Genomic DNA, 17,140 nt, shown 5'->3' with positions numbered 1-17,140 from the left:
AACGTGCACGCGCCACGGGCTTGCGGTAATCTCGCGGAATTCGCAATTTACGAATTTTCACGCCGATGAAGCCGATCCGCATATGGGACTTGCCGACGCGATTGTTCCACTGGTCGTTCGTGGTGCTGGCCGTCGCCGCCTACGTCACCGCCAAGACGGGTGGCAACGCGATGATCTATCACTTCTGGTGCGGCTATGCCGTGCTCGCGTTGCTGATCTTCCGTGTGATCTGGGGCATCGCCGGTCCGCGCTATGCACGTTTCTCGGCGTTCCTGACCGGACCGCGCACGTTCTTTCGCTCGCTGCGCGACACGTCAAGCACGTCGGACGCGTCGGCCATGCAGGCGCGCTTCGCCGGACACACCCCACTCGGCGGCCTGTCGGTCATCGCCATGCTGTTGTTCTTCGGCATTCAGGTCGCGCTGGGCCTGTTCTCGAACGACGACATCTTCAACGACGGGCCGCTCGTCAAGTTCATCGACAAGGATACGAGCGACATGCTCACCGGCTGGCATCTGCGCAATCAGTGGGTGCTGATCGCGCTGGTGGCATTGCATGTGCTGGCCATTGCCTATTACCGCATCGCACGTAAGAAGGATCTGGTCCGGCCGATGATTCTCGGCGACAAGACGCTGCCTGGCCCCGTGCGCCCGGCACGTGACGACTGGCGTGTGCGCATGGGCGCGCTGGTGCTCATCGTGCTGGCGTCGGCGCTCGTGTACCGCATCGTGAATCTCACACCGGCGGTGGCGGCGTTGCCGTCATATTGACGACGCGCCAATGGCCGACCGATGTCGGCGTCTCCCTAACGAAAAAAGCCGGTCGCGTGAAACGACCGGCTTTTTTTTGGCGTGCTGAACACGCCAGATGTGCCAGACAGCTTACTTCGCGCGGAAGTTGTCGTGGCAGCTCTTGCAAGTCTGCGCAGCCTCGCCGAAAGCGGTCTTGATCGACGCGAGGTCGCCACCCTTGGCCACCGTGTTGAGCTTGGCCACAGCGGTTTCCATCTTCTCGGCCGCTTGCTGGAACTTCGCCTTGTCGGAGAAGACTTCCGGCTTGGCTTTGCTCTTGCCGTTGGTCTGACCGCCGTCAAAGGCGGGCCACGGCAGCTTCGAGAGCGTGGCGACGAGTTCGGCGTTCTTTGCCACGTCGTCCTTGTTGAACGGCGCGTCGCCCTTGACCACGGCACCGATGCGGCCGAAGTGGTTGCCCATCAGAAACAGCGCGGATTGACGGTACTCGACGGCGTCGTCGGCTTTGGCGAACTGGGCTTGAGCGAGGGTCGGCGTGAGGACGGCGGCGGCAAGCGCAGCCACTGCGAGAGTGAACTTCATCCGTGGGGTTCTCCTTATGGTTTGTGCGGCTATGATACACACCAACTTGCGCACCCGTATGACACGATGGTCATAAGCACAGAAGCCAGCCATAAGGTCGACGAACAAAGACGAAAACCGAAGAACCATGCAAAACGGGCCGCAGAAGCGGCCCGTCTTGATAATGCGGATAAAGCGTCGCGAGCTTACACGCGCTTGGCGAGCGACTCGGCGATACCGACGTAGTTCGCCGGCGTCATTTCCAGCAGACGCGCCTTGGCATCTTCCGGAATGGCCAGTTGCTTGATGAACGCTTGCAGCGCTTCGCGGGTGATGCCCTTACCACGCGTGAGCTCCTTCAACTGCTCGTACGGGTTCGGCACACCGAAGCGACGCATCACGGTCTGTACCGGCTCGGCCAGCACTTCCCATGTGTTGTCGAGGTCTTCGTCCAGACGCTGCGGGTTCACTTCGAGCTTGGCCAGACCGCGCAGGCACGAGTCGTACGCCAGCAGGCTGTAACCGAAGGCCACGCCGATGTTGCGCAGCACGGTCGAGTCCGTCAGGTCACGCTGCCAGCGCGAGACCGGCAGCTTGTCGGCCAGGTGACGCAGCACGGCGTTGGCCAGACCGAGGTTGCCTTCCGAGTTTTCGAAGTCGATCGGGTTGACCTTGTGCGGCATGGTCGACGAGCCGATTTCGCCAGCCTTCGTCTTCTGCTTGAAGTAGCCGACCGAGATGTAACCCCAGATGTCACGATTCAGGTCGAGCAGGATCGTGTTGGCACGGGCCACGGCGTCGAACAGCTCGGCCATGTAGTCGTGCGGTTCGATCTGGATCGTGTACGGGTTGAACGTGAGGCCCAGACGCTGTTCGATGACCGTCTTCGAGAACGTCTCCCAGTCGTATTCCGGGTAGGCCGACAGGTGGGCGTTGTAGTTACCCACAGCACCGTTCATCTTCGCGAGCAGTTCGACGCGACGCACGCGCTCCAGCGCACGCGCCAGACGCACCGCGACGTTGGCGATTTCCTTGCCGAGCGTGGTCGGCGAGGCCGGCTGACCGTGCGTGCGCGAGAGCATCGGCTGGGCGGCATGTTCACGCGCCAGTTCGCCAAGCTTGGTCACGAGCGATTCGAGGGCCGGGACGATGACTTCGTCGCGCGCGCCCTTGAGCATCATGCCGTGCGAGGTGTTGTTGATGTCTTCCGACGTGCAGGCGAAGTGAATGAACTCGCTTGCCTTCTCCAGTTCGGCCTGACCCTGTACCTTTTCCTTGAGCCAGTACTCCACGGCCTTCACGTCGTGGTTCGTGACCTTCTCGATGTCCTTGATGCGTTGAGCATCCGCGTTCGAGAAGTTGGCCGCCAAATTCAGCAGGAACGTCTCCGCCGCGCCCGAGAACGGGGCGATTTCGGCGAAACCGGCCTTGGACAGGGCGATCAGCCAGTGGATTTCGACCTTCACGCGGTTGCGCATGAATGCCGCCTCGGACAGCCAGGGACGCAGGGCGTCGGTCTTGCTGGCGTAACGGCCGTCGAGCGGGGAGAGCGCGGTCAATGGGGAGAATTCGTCGGACATGGCACTGGGCACCGAAAAAGAAAATCGGGGGAGCCGGCGATGTGCCAACTCGGAAAGGCCAGTATTTTACCATTCCCCGGCCCCGGCCATCCCACACGTTATACTCTGCTCCGCGCTACAGCGATTTATCAAGGATTCACATGAAGTTGATCGGTGCCCTCGCCAGTCCCTACGTTCGTAAAGTCCGCATCGTGCTGGCTGAGAAAAAGCTCGACTACAAGCTCGAACTGGAGAACGTCTGGGCCGACGACACCCGCATCCAGCAGTCGAACCCGATCGGCAAAGTGCCGTGTCTGGTGATGGAAGACGGCGAAGCCGTGTTCGATTCCCGGGTCATCTGCGAGTACCTCGACACCCTCTCCCCGGTCGGTAAGCTCATCCCCCCATCGGGTCGCGAACGCGCCGAAGTGCGTTGCTGGGAAGCCCTCGCCGATGGCGTGACGGACGCCGCCGTCCAGATTCGCGTCGAAAAGATGTTCCACGACGAAGCCTCGCGCTCACAGGTGTTCATTGCGCGTCAGGTCGGCAAGATCGACGAAAGCCTGCTGGCGATGGCACGCGGGCTCGACGAGCGCCAATGGTGCGCGGGCAATCGCCTGACGCTGGCCGACGTGGCCGTCGTCTGTGCGCTCGGCTATCTCGACTTCCGCTATCAGGAAATCGACTGGCGCGCCGCTCACCCGAACCTTGCGCGTCACTTCGAACGCATGGCTGCCCGCCCGTCGGTCGCGGACACGGTGCCGACGGACGTCGTGCCAGCGCTTTGATGTGACACGGCGCGGGCGACGCTTCGCAGCGCCCGCGCCGCCCCCAATGTCCCGCGTCCCATTGCGCCGCCGTTCTGCGCTTCCGGGCCTCCTCCCCAGCCTCACCCGTCGCCGTGCCCGGCGGGCCGGAGCGCCGCCCCGGCGGTACGCTCCCGCACGCGCGACGGCATAACAACCGCCGGTTGGTCCCGCCGCCGGGCATCAGCTTTGCCCGCTCGACTTGCGGCGTCGGCCGACGGGCTGCGTGTAATCAGTTCTCCGAGCCCCTGTAGCAGACGCCACACGCGGGCGTTCTTGTCGTCCGCGACGTCAGCCCTGTCGGACCTCTCGACACTCCCGGCTTTCGCGACCTTTCGCACATTCGCGATCTTGTCCCGCATGTCGTTCCGCCCAATGTCATCCGTCTGGACGAGTGTCTGCGCGACAGACGACGAGGCAACGCCTCTCGATGCCAGCGGCGCTACGTCGGCATCCGCACCTGCGGGACCGCGCAGACGCGAGTAACTCGCCAGGACCTTCCGCACGTAGTTCTGCGTCTCCGGGTACGGCGGCACCTGACGGCCATACCGCAATACCGCACCCTCTCCGGCGTTGTAGGCCGCGAGCGCCAGACTGACATCGTCATCGAACCGCGAGAGCAGCCAACGCAGATACGACGCGCCTGCGCGCAGGTTCTCGGCAGGGTCTTCGAGACGGCGGACACCGAAACGCTGCCCGGTGCGTGGCAGTATCTGCATCAGCCCGATGGCGCCGCGCCCCGAGACTGCCTGCGGGTCGTATCCCGACTCGGTGTCGATGATCGCGTGCAGCAGGGCCGCATCGACGGAGGTCGCCCGGGCCGCGCGACGCACGAGCGCATCGAAGGGGAGCTTTGCAAGCACCGCGGTGGCGGCAGCGCCGGGGTTCGCGGGTGCGCGGCGGTCCAGCATTGCCGGATCAGCAAGATCGGGACGGTTGCCCAGACCGGACGCGACGTCCGGGCCGGCCTCCGGGTTCCGTCCCGCTGGCGCCGCCGCCGTCCTTGCCGTCCTCGCCGACACGATGGACGGTGGCGTCGGGGCCGGGGCCTCCCGTAACGGCGAGACGAGGCGCCTCGCGGCATCGATCACAGTGGTTGCATCAGGCGCGCGCAACGTCTCACGCGCCTCGCGCACCCCGATCCCTGTGCCAGCGGCGGCCCCCGTCGTATTGGCAACACGCCCCGCCGTCGGCACTGCGATCTGCGCATCCGCAACTCTTGGATGATGCGGCAGCAATCCCCGATCCGCCGCCAACGATGGCAAACCGCCCAGCCCCAGCGCGCCGCACATCAGCAACACGTGACGCCAGCGCCGCCGCCGCCGATTCGTCGGCCACTCGCTCATACGCCCTCCCCATCGCGAGTGCGCATCGTGGGACGTGCCGGTGTTTCGGCCTCAACCGAGGACGTCTGCACCTCATAAGGCAAATCCAGTGCGAGACGCAGAATGGCAGCCACCGCGTCAAAGAGGTCTGGCGGGATCGGCGCATCGATTTCGACATCGTCCATCAGCCGCCGCGCCACCGGCACGTGCTCGACGACCGGAACGCCCTCGCGCTCCGCAATCCGCACAATCGTGCGCGCACGCGCGTGGCGGCCTTTTTCGATCACCAGCGGCACGGCCGTCTCACCCGGCACGTAGCGCAGGCAAATGGCGAGACGCGTCGGGTTGCGCACCACGGCCGTCGACCGCTTGACGTTGTCCGACAGGCTCCCGCTCTCGATCGTCTCCCGATGAATCTCGCGCCGCTTGTTCTTCAGGTCGCGGTTGCCCTCCACTTCCTTGGTCTCACGCTTGATTTCGTCGTGAGACATCATGAGCTGCTTGCGCAACTGATACTTCTGATACGCGAAGTCCAAACCACCGAACACGACATAAGCGATCACCAGCACCGCCATCAACCAGAACATCAACCGCACGGTGAGCGCCAGCCCGCAAGACGGGCCGCACTGCGCAAGCACGGCCAGCGACGGCGTGTACTGCCGGATCAGATAGAAAAAGACCACGCCCAGCACGGCAACCTTGACGAGCGACTTCGCGAACTCGAAAAGCGATTGCATCGAGAACAGTTGCTTGGCTTTGGCGACGGGATCGATACGCTCATACTTCGGACGAATCACTTCCGGCGCGACCAGTGCCCCTACTTGCAGGATCATCGCGAGCCACGTCGTCACGATCAGCAGCACAGCGAGGCCGCCAGCGAAGCGCACGAAGATCAATAGCGACGGGCCGAGCATGCCCTGTACAGCTTCATCCACCGGATCGCGCAGCACGAGCAGCATGCGGGCAATCAGCGCTTGCAGCGCATCGTAAAGGGCGGGCCCCTCGAACATCAGCCATGCGAGCGTCGCACCGAGTTGCATGCAGACGGCAAGATCGGCGCTCTTGGCGACGCGCCCCTTCTTGCGCTCGTCCTGAATCTTCTTGGGTGTTGGGGGAAGGTTCTTCTCGCTCACGCGCGCCTCACGAAGCGGGAAGCGTCATGGCCGCCCACGTGCGGAGCACCTCGGGCAGGCGATACCAGTGCGCGAGCGGCACGGCAATGGCGAACGGCAGACTTGCGACAGTCACGAGCAACGCCATCGCGCTCTTGACCGGCATGGCGAGGAAGAACACGTTGAGTTGCTGCGCCGCGCGGTTCACGAAGCCCATCGACATATCGACGAGCACCATCACGACCATCGCTGGTAACGCCACCGCCACGCACATGACCTGCATCGCCTGCCAGAGCGACAGCAGCCAGGCGACGGACGCGTCCTCCCATCGCCAAGGTTGCCCGATAGGCACAGCAACGTAGGAGTCGTACAGCGCGCTCAGCACCGCATGTGCCGCCGGAGTGACGAAGAAGAGCACGCAGAGCATCTGCGTCAACGCAATGCCGAAGATCGACGATTGCGCGCTCATGAGCGGATTGAGCACGCTGGCCATCGATGCCCCGCGCATGGTGTCGATCACGTACCCCGTCATATCGACGGCCCAGAACGGTAGCGTAGCCACGAACCCCACAAGACCGCCAATGAAGAGCTCGCGCAGGATCAACATGCCCCACGCGCTCCATTGCGTTGGCATATCGGGCGTCGCATGCACGAGCGCGACGACCGGCAACGCGAGCGCGAGCACCAGCGCGTTGCGCAACATACCTGCACCGAGCATGCCGACCGACAGCACAGGCAGCAACATCGCAACGCCTAGCGGGCGCAACATCGCCACGCCCCACGCCAGCGTCCAGCCGAACAGGTCGGACCAAAGTGGCGCGATCAGCGTGTCGGATGACGCGGCTAGGGCAGCGATCCTCGGCATATCGACCATATCGACCATCGCGCTCACCCCATCCTGCTGATTTGCTCGAACGCGCTACCCGCGTAGTTGAGCAACACATGGCCCATCCATGCATAAGTCGCGGCCAGCGTGACCGACACGGCAATGAGCTTGATGAGGAACTGGACGGTCTGATCCTGCACCTGCGTGAGGGCCTGCACCAGCGACACCAGCACGCCGACTGCGGACGCAACGACGACCGTCGGCAATGACATCAGCAACGTGAGCCAGAGCATTTCACTAGTGAGATTGACGACGATGGCTTCGCTCATAAGCAGGATCCCGGCGGCGTCATGCGTACGAGAGCATCAACTGCCGCACCAGTTGCTCCCAACCGTTCATCATCACGAAGATGAGCAACTTGAATGGCAGGGCGATGGTCATGGGCGAGACCATCATCATCCCCATCGCGAGCAGGATGTTCGAGATCACCAGATCGATCACGATGAACGGCAGATAGAGCAGCAAACCGATCTTGAAGGCCTCGGCCAACTGACTCAGCGCGAAGGCAGGCATCAACACGAGTAGCGAGTCCGCACCCAGCCGGTCGCGATGCGCCTCCGGCCACGTCTCACTTCCCAGCCCGGCGAAGAAGTCGCGTTGTCTGGCGTCGGTGTGACGGGTGAGGAACGCACGGTACGGCGAGAGCACGCTGGCGTCGACGTCGGCCACGAAGTTTTTCGATGAGAGCGAAACCGGACGGGAACCGAGATTCGCTTCGATGTCGAAGGCGACCGGCGCCATGATGAAACACGTGAGGACAAGCGAGAGACCGTAGATCGCGATGTTGGGCGGGATCTGCTGCGTACCCAGCGCGTTTCGTAGCAGCGCGAAGACAACCGCCAGTTTCAGGAAAGCAGTCCCCAGCACCACCAGCAACGGCATGATCGAGAGCAGCGATAGCAAGACAACAAGCTGCACCGGGTGGTCGAGCAAGGACATACGAACTCCAATGAACGCCTTCGTCCGCCGGACAGGCACGCCGACCGGAACGGACGAAGGAAGAGAGAGCAGGACGAGGCGAAACGACATGGCCGGCACGCAGCCGCATGCTGACGAGGCACGACGCATAGGTCGTCGATCGGCAAATGGTAGGACGTGGCGGAATGCACGCCCATCGGGTCACGACCCGAAATCAGGGCATCGGATCGATGTGCACCGCGAGACGTCCGTCGCCGAAGCGTAATAGCCGTCCGTTGGCCCATGGCGTGCCGTCGCGCCAGAGTGAGATACGTGCGGCGCTCAAAACGCTTTGCGGTGCGCGCTCATGTGACGTCGCGCGCCCGAGATGCCACGCCGCCAGACTCGGAACGGGCACCGCCCTTTCGGCAATGACCGCGACCAGACGGGTACATGACGCGGCGCCGCCTTCAACGGCGCCCGGTGTCGGGAGATCGGGTAACACGACGTGTCGCCCCGACGGTTGTCCGTCACACATGGCAATGGCTCGCGCGCCGTCGAGCAGCCAGTACTCGCCGGACGCAACGTCGGCCGCCACGTCGAGAAGTACCGCACCGCCCTCACGCAGACGGTCGCAAAGCGACGCTGGGAGCTCGGCCCAGCCCGCCGCGAGGGTGCATCGACGCGTCGGGAAACCGGACGGGTCCAATGGTGTGTCGCACCGCACCGCGCGCTGGCAACGGTCCGTGAGCCACGACGTCACACCGTCGAGATGCACTAACGCCAGCCGACGCGCCCCGCGCTGTAACACGATGCCGATGCGCCACGTCGCCTCGACGGATTCCCGCGTGATCGCCGTCACCTGCGGCCAGGAAGTCGGCGCAGCGAATGTGTCCGGGCATTCCCGACGCATCGCGGCAGCGGACCGTTCCGTGTCCGACGCGCTCCCCGCCATCGCCTCGCGCTCCGGCTCTTCCTCACCCTCGATGTCTGCGCCCTCCGTTGCGAGGGTCAGCGACGCGGCGCTTGCCCGCCAGTCCGGCGGCAAGGCCTCCCACGACGGTACAGGAAGCCGGTCGTCGAGCCACGCTGCCCATTGTCCGGCGTCGCACCAGAAGTGCGTCTGACTCACGACGCCCTCATCGACCCGTGCAGTCGCAACGAGCCCGTCACCCCCTGCGCGAAGCCATCCGACGCGCACCTCCGTCTCGCCTTCGATGAAGCGCACGCAGCCCGTGCCCGCGAGTACCCCCTCCAACGCAACGCCGACATCCCGCGTCAGCGGATGATCCGACTCCGTGCCTGTCTCACGGAACATAACGCGCCTCGACTTCGACCGTGACGGGCAGCGCGAAGCGTGACGTCAACGTCCGGGAGAGTTGCCCTCGATGCGCCAGCAGTCGGCGATACATCGTCAGACGCGCGCACAGCAGACTCACGGTAATGCCCTGCCGTCCGCGACGCGCTTCGACAACCAGTGTGTCCAGCGCACCGCCATGCACGACGACGCGCAGCGCGCTTGCGCTGTCCCAGTTTGCGTCCTGACGGGTATGCCAGACACGCAACCAGCGCAGGACATCGGCGGGACCGGTCACGCAAGCTGCAGGTTCGCCCATCAACGCGAATGCTCGCTCGTCCCGTTCGTCGCGGTCAGCCCGGCCGTTGTTTCGTGCTTGCGAAACCGCTGTCGTGTCGCGTCGTTGCGAAAGCGATCGTTCCGACAGACTGCCGAACGCGTCGGCGGACAAGCCACTGCGGCGAATGGTATTCATTGTGAAGTCCTCGAAATGGCGGTTGGAATGGAAACGGATCACCGTGGGGAATCAACTTAAGTCCGGTAGAACTCCAGCAACTCCCGCAATTTCTCCTGTTTCCGGGAGTTGCTCTGAAGGCGTTCGCGCTGCTCGCGCACATGGGCCTCGGCTTGCTGCGCGATGTCGATTGCCTTGCTGTGCCGGGCTTTGGCGTCGACCAGCGAAGCGCGCTCCTCCTCCACGAGACGCGCCGCACCTGCCGCCTCGCGCGGCCCGTACACGCCGCCGCGCGACAACGCCCTCTGCCATACATCACGTTGAACATCGCAAGCGCGCTCACAGGTAACGACGTTATCGGCGGCCTCCCTTGCTGCCAACATGAGACGTGCCAACGCGGCGCGTAAGCCTGCTTCCCGACGTTGCGCCAGCATCGCCAACGCGGCGATGCCTTCGCGGTCTTTCAGTTCGCGAGATGTTCGAGCCATGCGAGGGTGTCGTCGAACGGCGCCACCTCGTGCTGGGCCTGACAAAGGAAAGCACGGATGTCCGGCGCGCGCGCCAGTGCCTCGTCCGTATCGGGATCGTTGCCTGCCTGATACTCGCCGACACGGACCAGCAGTTCGACGTCGGCCGCAAGCGCCATCGCGCGGCGCACGCGTGCAGCGCTTTCTACATGCTGTGCACCTGCGACTTGCGTCATCACACGGGACAGGCTCTTCGGCACGTCGATGGCGGGGTAGTGATTTTCCTGAGCCAGACGCCGCGACAACACAATGTGACCGTCGACAATCGAACGAACTTCGTCTGCGAGCGGTTCGTCCAGATTGTCCCCCTCGACCAACACCGTATAGAACGCCGTGATGCTGCCGCGCTCGCCTGTCCCGGCGCGCTCCAGCAAACGCGGCAACCGTGCATAGAAACTCGGCGGCAAGCCACTTGTCGCCCCAAGTGGCTCACCTGCCGCCATGCCGATATCGCGCACGGCACGGCCGAACCGGGTCAGCGAATCCATGAGCAGCAGTACATCCTTTCCTTCGTCACGGAACGCTTCGGCGATCGCCGTCGCTGTGTACGCAGCCTTCATCCGTTCCAATGCCGGACGATCGGACGTGGCCACCACGCACACCGTTCTTGCGCGAGCTTGCGGCGTGAGCCCCTGCTCAATGAATTCACGCACCTCCCGGCCACGCTCGCCGATCAGCGCCAGCACGATGACATCCGCCGCTGCGCCCTGACACATCATCGCGAGCAACGTACTCTTCCCACCTCCTGCCGCCGCGAATATGCCCAGGCGCTGGCCACGGCCGCACGTCAGCATGCCGTCGATGGCCCGAATGCCAATGGGTAGATGCGTGGAGACGAGCGCGCGTCGCAGGGCTGGCGGTGGTTCGGCGTCGAGCGCACGCCACTCGACATCGGCGCTGTGCGCACCGGACTCAGTGGCCAGCGGCCGTCCCAGGCCATCGAGTACCTCACCGACCAGATGCTCGCCCACCGCCACACGCGACGACAATCCCAACGCCTGCACCAGCGCGCCATTGGCCACACCCGTCGGCTCCGCATAGGGCGCGAGCCAGACGTGCCGCCCTTCCACCGCAATGACCTCCGCATCGAGCGCCGGCGACATCACCCGGCACTGCTCTCCGAGTGCTGCACCGGGCAACCGGGCCCGCATGGCGTTTGGCGTGATCTTATCGATGCGCCCGTAGCGCACCTCGCGTGGCGCGCCGCGGCGCAGGTCATCACAGGCCTTGCGCTGCGCGTCCAACGTACGACGCAGTCCATTGGCGATTCGTGCGGCATCGGGGCGGCGCATGTCAGAACGCCCCCCGCACATCGATCGTCCCCAGCACGCGAACATGCGGCTCGTCGGCAACTTCCTGAAACGACAACACCGGCAAGTCGGCACGCTCCCGCTCGATCAGCTTGCGCACAAAGCGTCGCACGTCCATGGCCGTAAACAACACAGCGGGGGTTCCGTCATGCGCATCCACCGCCCCATCGATCGCGCCGAGAATCGCGTCCGTCTGAGCGGGATTCAGGTCAGCGTACGAACCGGAAGCCGTTTGACGCACCGCAGCCCGAACGACGTCTTCGATACCGCGACCGACATTCCAACCTGTGATGTGCTCGGTGCCCCGACGAAAGCGCCGGGTGATGTGGCGGCGCAGACTCAGCCGCACGTACTCCGTGAGCATGATCTGGTCTCGCTCCTTAGGGGCCCACTCGATCAGCGCTTCGAACACACGCCGCAAGTCGCGGATCGACACCCCTTCGGCGACCAATCGTTGCAACACCTCCGCCGTTCGGCTGATCGGTAATTGGCGCTGCAACTCTTTGACGAGTTCGCCGTAGCGATCCTCCATCGCATCCATCAGGAAGCGCGCTTCCTGCACGCCCAGGAAATCGGCAGCATGCGCGTCGATGACCAGCGAGACGCAATGTGCCACGCGATCCGCACCATCGATGACAGTGCCACCGCTCGCGAGCCACGCCGCGCGCTGCCCATCCTCAAGCCAGAAGAGCGTCTGTCCACCGAACGGTAGCGGCGTCTCACGCGGCGCACCGCCTTCGAGCGCACGCAACGCGGGGATAGGATGTGTGGCGTCGTAGTGCGCCAGCGCGGCCTCCGACACCACGTCAATCGTCATGACGCTCTCGTGATAGAGCTGAATGTCCAGTCTGTCGCCCGGCAACGTGGCATCGGTCGTCACCTGCACTTCCGGCATCGGCACGCCGAACTGCTCGAACTTCTGATGCCGCAGGGCATCGATGCGTCCGGACACGGCCGCGATTCCCCCGCACGACTCCGACAACGCTACGCCGACCCTCGCCAGCAACGGCTGCGCACCGGGGCGTCCGGGTTTCGCTGCTGCGCCATCCGCACCGGCCACGGCGCCGGCTTCCGTGGCGAGCGCCCCGTCCTTAGCCCCCCGCTTTGTCCACCACGCTGCGCCGCCCGCCAGCGCAGCGAGCAACAGGAAATAGTGCATGGGAAAGCCGGGAATCAGACCGAACAGCACCAGGACGACGGCCGCCAGCGTCAGCGAGCGCGGTTGTGCTGCGAGCTGGTCGGTGAGCTCGCGCGCCAGATTGCGCCGTTGCTCACCAGGGACGCGCGTCACGATAATGCCCGCCGTAACGGAGATCAGCAGTGCAGGGATCTGCGACACGAGCCCATCGCCGATGGAGAGAATGGCGTAGATCGCCGCCGCGTCGCCCGCACTCATTCCCCGCATGAACACGCCGACGCCGATGCCGCCGAGCAGGTTGACCACGATGATGACCAGTCCGGCAATGGCGTCGCCCTTCACGAACTTCATCGCCCCGTCCATCGCACCGTAAAACTGACTTTCCTTCTGCACGATCCGGCGAAGTCGCTTGGCTTCGGCCGCATCGATCGTCCCCGCACGAAGATCGCCGTCGATGCTCATCTGCTTGCCGGGCATGCCGTCGAGCGAAAAACGCGCGCCGACTTCGGCCACCCGCTCCGAGCCTTTCGTGATCACGATGAAGTTGACGATGGTGATGATGAGAAACACGATCATGCCAACGACGATGTTCCCTCCGGCGGCAAAGTCACCGAACGTGTACACGATGTCGCCCGCGTCGGCGTGCAGCAGAATCAGTCGGCTGGTACTGATGGTCAGTCCGAGCCTGAACAGCGTCGTCATCAAAAGAACGGAAGGGAACGCGGAGAAGTCCAGAGGCTCGTTGATGTACAGCGCCACCATCAGCAGCAACAGCGAAACACCCAGATTGAGTGCGATGAGCAGATCCATCACCGACGGCGGCATCGGGATGATGATCATCAGCACGGTCACCAGCAGCAACGCCGCCAGGACAATGTCCTGACGTCCCGCTGCGGCGCGCAACCAGATCAGCACGCGCGTCATGGAAGGCTCTCCCGTTGCTGCCCGGCGTCGATCCGCTCGAGCAGGCGGCGCATGCGCACAAGACAGGCAAACCAGTCGACGGCCTGTAAGTTGGCGCTGGACGGCGGCGCAGCAATGAGCATGGGGCGGCCTTGCGCAACGCAGGCGCGCACCGGAATGCCGAGACTCCACTCCGGCGCGCACGTTTGCAGAAGTCGCGGCAGCCAACGCTCCGCACGTGCGACACGATGGAGTAACGTCAGGGCGAGCGTCACTCCCTGCGCTTCGACCTCTGTCATCAGCACGCACGGCGCGAGCGCTACGCGCATGCGCGGCTCAATGCGTTGCGGCGGCAACGCCAGTAGTTCGAAGAGGTGTTCGAGCTTGCGCTGAGTCTGAGTATCCATCGGGGGCATCCGGAGCATCGGTAACGAGGAGCTTGCGCGTGAAGGAAAACGCTCGCGGTGAGTGGCACGCAATACGCAACACACGGTGGGCATTCGAAAATGAGCAGCGACGATGGTCGCGCAATCACGGCGGCGGCGGCTATCCGGCGCGGACCTGAATTTCTTCGCTCCACACCGCTCGTGCCGACACGCCATGCCAGCGTCACGGTTCAAAGCAGCATCCGCAAACGATGTGCCCACCTCACGATATCGGCAACGTTGTGCGCATCGAGCTTGCGCATCATGTTCAGACGGTGCGTCTCCACCGTCTTCACGCTGATCGACAGGAGTTGGGCGATGTCGCGATTGCGCTGCCCCTCCGCTGCGAGTTTTAGCACCTGCCGTTCGCGCAGTGTCAACAGCCGTTCGGGCAACTCCGCTGCGCCTGGCTTCGACGCCAGCGGCATGCCCGTCGGGTCGTGAACGATGCCGAACACCGCCGGATCGATGAAGCGATCACCCCGCATGACAACGCTCACTGCGTTGATCAACGTCGTCCGCGAACTACTTTTGAGCACGAAAGCGCCCGCGCCAGCTTCCAGCGATTGCCGCGCGCGTTCGCCGTCGTCGCTCGCCGAATGAACGACGATCCGCAGCTCCGGCCAACGCTGAACGCATTGACGGATGACGTCCACACCGTCCATACCGGGCAGGCCCAGATCCAGCACGATCAACGCGGGACGATGCACCACGCAGGCGCGGTAAACGTCCAGTCCATTGACGACTCTCGCCAGCACGCACCATCCGAGTTCGTCCTCGATCAGGCGACAAAGCCCGTCGGCCAGCAATTCGTGGTCTTCCACAACGATGACACCGGTACAACCCGTCATTCGCAGCTCCTCGACAGTTAGTCATTAGCATTCATGCGGATTTTTGTTCAATCTCTTTCGACTTCGGGCCAACGGGCACGAATCTTGTGCCTTCGCCTGATCGCCCGCATAGGAAAACGCCGCAAATCTCCAGGTTCGGCGGTGACTTCAGGTCTGCGCCGGATGGCGTGCGTGACACAGCGCTCGATAATGACGGTCCCTGTTCGCAGTGTCGGGCACCCACCCCAACAGACATCTATGCGTTTGCCATTTGCGCTCTCCGCGCTCGACTGGATTGCTCCACGCGACGTTCAAGGCGCGCGCATCGTGCTCGATATCGACGGCCACCCGGGCTGGACCTGCCCGGCAGCCGGCGGCTACTGTGTGGCAACCGCAGTGGATCCCCCGGCACGCCATTCGTTATGCGCTCCCGGTCGTGCGGACGTCGACGACTCGGCACGCTCGCGCTGGCTTGCGCGCAGTTCGCTCGTGCTGGCTGGGCAGTCGGCGTTACGCGACGACAGTCTGTGTGTCGCGAACGACGTCGTCTGCTGGGTCCATCGATTCGATGCGCACGCCTCGCCGGCGCAAGTGGAAGCGCAGCTCCGCCGCCAACTTCTCGCGGGCGAAATGCTTTCTTCTCAAATACGGCGATTGCATGTCGTGCGCCACGGGTGATCATGCGCTGCCGTCTCCTGCGTCGCGCATCGCGACATCTCCTTCGCCTGACCTTGCCGGTCGCCGTGCTGACGATGGCCCCGGCGAGCGCTGCGTTATCGAGCGCATCCGGTTCGACGGGCGACAAGACGAACGACGGAACGTCGCCCATGTGGCGCGGCGGGCCATTCGCTTTTCAAAGCGCCGGAACGCCACTTGCGGAGTTGCTACGCGACTTCGGCGCGCATCACGGCATACCGACGGTCGTCAGCGCGCAGGTCGACGACCGCTTCATCGGCACGCTCCCGCCAGGTGCCGCACAGACGACACTCGACACACTGGCTGAACGTTATCGGCTTTCGTGGTACTTCAACGGCCAGACGCTCAACATCTATAAGGCCAGCGAAGCCACGCGCCGTGTGTTGCCGCTGCGTTACGCGTCGCCTCGCGACCTCCTCGCGCATCTGCACGACGCCGGAGTCCTCCACCCGCGACACTGCGTGGCACGGGCGATTCCGGCGACACACGCACTCGAAATCGCGGGCGTTCCGGCATGCGTCGAAACGGTTTCCATGCTGGCCGACTACGTCGAACGAGACGCGCGCGATCAACAGGAGAGCGAGGAGACCATCAAGATATTTCCCCTGAAATTCGCGACGGCGGACGACACAAGGTACTTTTATCGCGGGCAGGAAGTGGTCGTTCCGGGCGTAGTCAGCGTACTTAAGGATCTGATTCAAGGGGCAGGTCCGCTGATCGCCACGTCCTCGACTACGGACGCGACCGGAGCGGCCCCCCGTTCCCGAACGTCGACCGACGTCGGCTTCGCCGCTACATCACAGACCGGGACACCGCGATTTTCCGCCGACCCACGTCGCAATGCCATCATCGTGCGAGAGCGTCGCCGCAACATTCCCATCTACGGCGATCTCATCGCCCAACTCGACGTGCGCCCTCGCCTGATCGACATTTCGGTCGCCATCATCGATGTGAATGCCAGCGATATCGCCGAGCTTGGCGTCGACATCTCCGGCAGCGCTCGGCTCGGCGGCTTCGGTACCGTCTCGCTCAACGGGCCGTCCAGCGACGGCGACGCGGGCACGTTCACCACGCTGGTCGGCGATACCAATAAGTTCATGCTCAATCTGAGCGCGCTTGAGCGAAACTCCAAAGCACGCGTGCTATCGCGGCCATCGATCGTCACTCTGGACAACATGCAGGCGGTACTGGATCGCAGTGTGACCTTCTACACGAAGGTCTCCGGCGAAAAGGTGGCGAAGCTGGAGAGTGTGACGTCGGGGTCGCTTCTGCGCGTCACGCCGCGCCTCGTGCCGAGCGAGCCGACGGGCAGCGCGAGCGACGGAAGTCCCGAACATGCGGGCATCAGCAGTGAGCAGGTAATGCTCACCCTGAACATCGAAGACGGCGGCGAAGTCCGCAGCGACCGCAATTTGCGGAACGAGGTGCCGACCATACGCAATTCGTCGATCTCCACACACGCGACGCTTCAAGCGGGACAGTCGCTACTACTCGGCGGATTCGTGCAAGACGCGCAACACGAACATGAGCGCAAGATCCCGTTGCTCGGCGACCTGCCGCTCATCGGGCGTCTGTTCAGTTCTACGAGCAATCGTAACGACAGTGTCATGCGTTTGTTTCTCATCAAGGCCGAGCCTGCGGCCGTATTGCCGAACGCCTGAC

General features: G+C 63.9%; 18 protein-coding genes. 4 read left to right on the top strand and 14 right to left on the bottom strand.

The window, feature by feature from the left end:
• Nucleotides 1–65: 65 nt before the first annotated feature.
• A complete protein-coding gene (locus tag NTU39_RS05120) occupies nt 66–770 on the top strand; it encodes a cytochrome b/b6 domain-containing protein (RefSeq protein WP_257959358.1) in 705 nt (234 codons plus the stop codon).
• A 111-nt stretch (nt 771–881) separates the two neighbouring features.
• On the opposite strand, the gene NTU39_RS05115 is transcribed toward NTU39_RS05120, so the two are convergent.
• Nucleotides 882–1,334, bottom strand: a complete 453-nt coding sequence (locus NTU39_RS05115; protein WP_046290928.1) for a c-type cytochrome — start codon at nt 1,332–1,334, stop codon at nt 882–884.
• Nucleotides 1,335–1,519: 185 nt separating this feature from the next.
• Nucleotides 1,520–2,893 carry an adenylosuccinate lyase gene (gene purB, locus NTU39_RS05110; RefSeq protein WP_150666750.1) on the bottom strand — a complete coding sequence of 458 codons (1,374 nt, stop codon included), beginning with the start codon at nt 2,891–2,893 and terminating at the stop codon, nt 1,520–1,522.
• Nucleotides 2,894–3,033: 140 nt separating this feature from the next.
• On the opposite strand from purB, the gene NTU39_RS05105 reads away from it, so the two are divergent.
• The gene (locus tag NTU39_RS05105; protein ID WP_257959357.1) at nt 3,034–3,660 is read left to right on the top strand and encodes a glutathione S-transferase family protein; all 627 of its coding nucleotides are present in this window, start codon (nt 3,034–3,036) and stop codon (nt 3,658–3,660) included.
• Nucleotides 3,661–3,761: 101 nt separating this feature from the next.
• On the opposite strand, the gene NTU39_RS26885 is transcribed toward NTU39_RS05105, so the two are convergent.
• The 12 genes from NTU39_RS26885 to NTU39_RS05045 all read right to left on the bottom strand — a co-directional run bounded on the left by NTU39_RS26885 (nt 3,762) and on the right by NTU39_RS05045 (nt 14,803).
• Nucleotides 3,762–5,024: a lytic transglycosylase domain-containing protein gene (locus tag NTU39_RS26885; RefSeq protein WP_308340643.1), complete on the bottom strand. Its 1,263-nt coding sequence runs from the start codon at nt 5,022–5,024 to the stop codon at nt 3,762–3,764.
• On the bottom strand, nt 5,021–6,136 hold the full coding sequence (locus NTU39_RS05095) for an EscU/YscU/HrcU family type III secretion system export apparatus switch protein (RefSeq protein WP_257959356.1): 1,116 nt from the start codon (nt 6,134–6,136) through the stop codon (nt 5,021–5,023). The genes NTU39_RS26885 and NTU39_RS05095 overlap by 4 nt, the downstream gene beginning before the upstream one ends.
• A gap of 7 nt (nt 6,137–6,143) precedes the next feature.
• On the bottom strand, nt 6,144–6,980 hold the full coding sequence (gene sctT / locus NTU39_RS05090; RefSeq protein WP_150666792.1) for a type III secretion system export apparatus subunit SctT: 837 nt from the start codon (nt 6,978–6,980) through the stop codon (nt 6,144–6,146).
• A 23-nt stretch (nt 6,981–7,003) separates the two neighbouring features.
• Complete coding sequence (gene sctS / locus NTU39_RS05085) at nt 7,004–7,270, bottom strand: type III secretion system export apparatus subunit SctS (protein ID WP_039396281.1); 267 nt, start codon at nt 7,268–7,270, stop codon at nt 7,004–7,006.
• A 19-nt stretch (nt 7,271–7,289) separates the two neighbouring features.
• A complete protein-coding gene (sctR, locus tag NTU39_RS05080; protein ID WP_257959355.1) occupies nt 7,290–7,940 on the bottom strand; it encodes a type III secretion system export apparatus subunit SctR in 651 nt (216 codons plus the stop codon).
• 193 nt (nt 7,941–8,133) lie between these two features.
• Nucleotides 8,134–9,216, bottom strand: coding sequence for a type III secretion system protein SepQ (locus NTU39_RS05075; RefSeq protein ID WP_257959354.1), 1,083 nt, complete (start codon nt 9,214–9,216; stop codon nt 8,134–8,136).
• A complete protein-coding gene (locus NTU39_RS05070; protein WP_257959353.1) occupies nt 9,206–9,670 on the bottom strand; it encodes a hypothetical protein in 465 nt (154 codons plus the stop codon). The genes NTU39_RS05075 and NTU39_RS05070 overlap by 11 nt, the downstream gene beginning before the upstream one ends.
• Before the next feature lie 56 nt (nt 9,671–9,726).
• Complete coding sequence (locus NTU39_RS05065; protein ID WP_150666756.1) at nt 9,727–10,137, bottom strand: hypothetical protein; 411 nt, start codon at nt 10,135–10,137, stop codon at nt 9,727–9,729.
• On the bottom strand, nt 10,113–11,468 hold the full coding sequence (locus NTU39_RS05060) for a FliI/YscN family ATPase (protein WP_150666757.1): 1,356 nt from the start codon (nt 11,466–11,468) through the stop codon (nt 10,113–10,115). The genes NTU39_RS05065 and NTU39_RS05060 overlap by 25 nt, the downstream gene beginning before the upstream one ends.
• A 1-nt stretch (nt 11,469) precedes the next feature.
• Complete coding sequence (gene sctV / locus NTU39_RS05055) at nt 11,470–13,548, bottom strand: type III secretion system export apparatus subunit SctV (RefSeq protein ID WP_150666758.1); 2,079 nt, start codon at nt 13,546–13,548, stop codon at nt 11,470–11,472.
• Nucleotides 13,545–13,934 carry a hypothetical protein gene (locus NTU39_RS05050; protein ID WP_150666759.1) on the bottom strand — a complete coding sequence of 130 codons (390 nt, stop codon included), beginning with the start codon at nt 13,932–13,934 and terminating at the stop codon, nt 13,545–13,547. Before NTU39_RS05050 ends, sctV begins: the two co-directional genes overlap by 4 nt.
• A 209-nt stretch (nt 13,935–14,143) precedes the next feature.
• On the bottom strand, nt 14,144–14,803 hold the full coding sequence (locus NTU39_RS05045) for a two component system response regulator (RefSeq protein WP_150666760.1): 660 nt from the start codon (nt 14,801–14,803) through the stop codon (nt 14,144–14,146).
• A gap of 237 nt (nt 14,804–15,040) precedes the next feature.
• On the opposite strand from NTU39_RS05045, the gene NTU39_RS05040 reads away from it, so the two are divergent.
• Both NTU39_RS05040 and NTU39_RS05035 read left to right on the top strand, forming a co-directional pair.
• Nucleotides 15,041–15,460 (top strand): hypothetical protein, encoded by a 420-nt coding sequence (locus NTU39_RS05040; RefSeq protein WP_257959352.1) that lies wholly within the window; start codon nt 15,041–15,043, stop codon nt 15,458–15,460.
• Nucleotides 15,461–15,462: 2 nt separating this feature from the next.
• A complete protein-coding gene (locus tag NTU39_RS05035) occupies nt 15,463–17,139 on the top strand; it encodes an EscC/YscC/HrcC family type III secretion system outer membrane ring protein (RefSeq protein WP_257959351.1) in 1,677 nt (558 codons plus the stop codon).
• Nucleotide 17,140: the final 1 nt, after the last annotated feature.

The sequence above is a fragment of the Pandoraea commovens genome (assembly GCF_024704525.1).
GTDB lineage: Bacteria > Pseudomonadota > Gammaproteobacteria > Burkholderiales > Burkholderiaceae > Pandoraea > Pandoraea commovens.
Note: the sequence above shows the minus strand (reverse complement) of the source record. Positions and strands in the feature narration are given on the sequence as shown.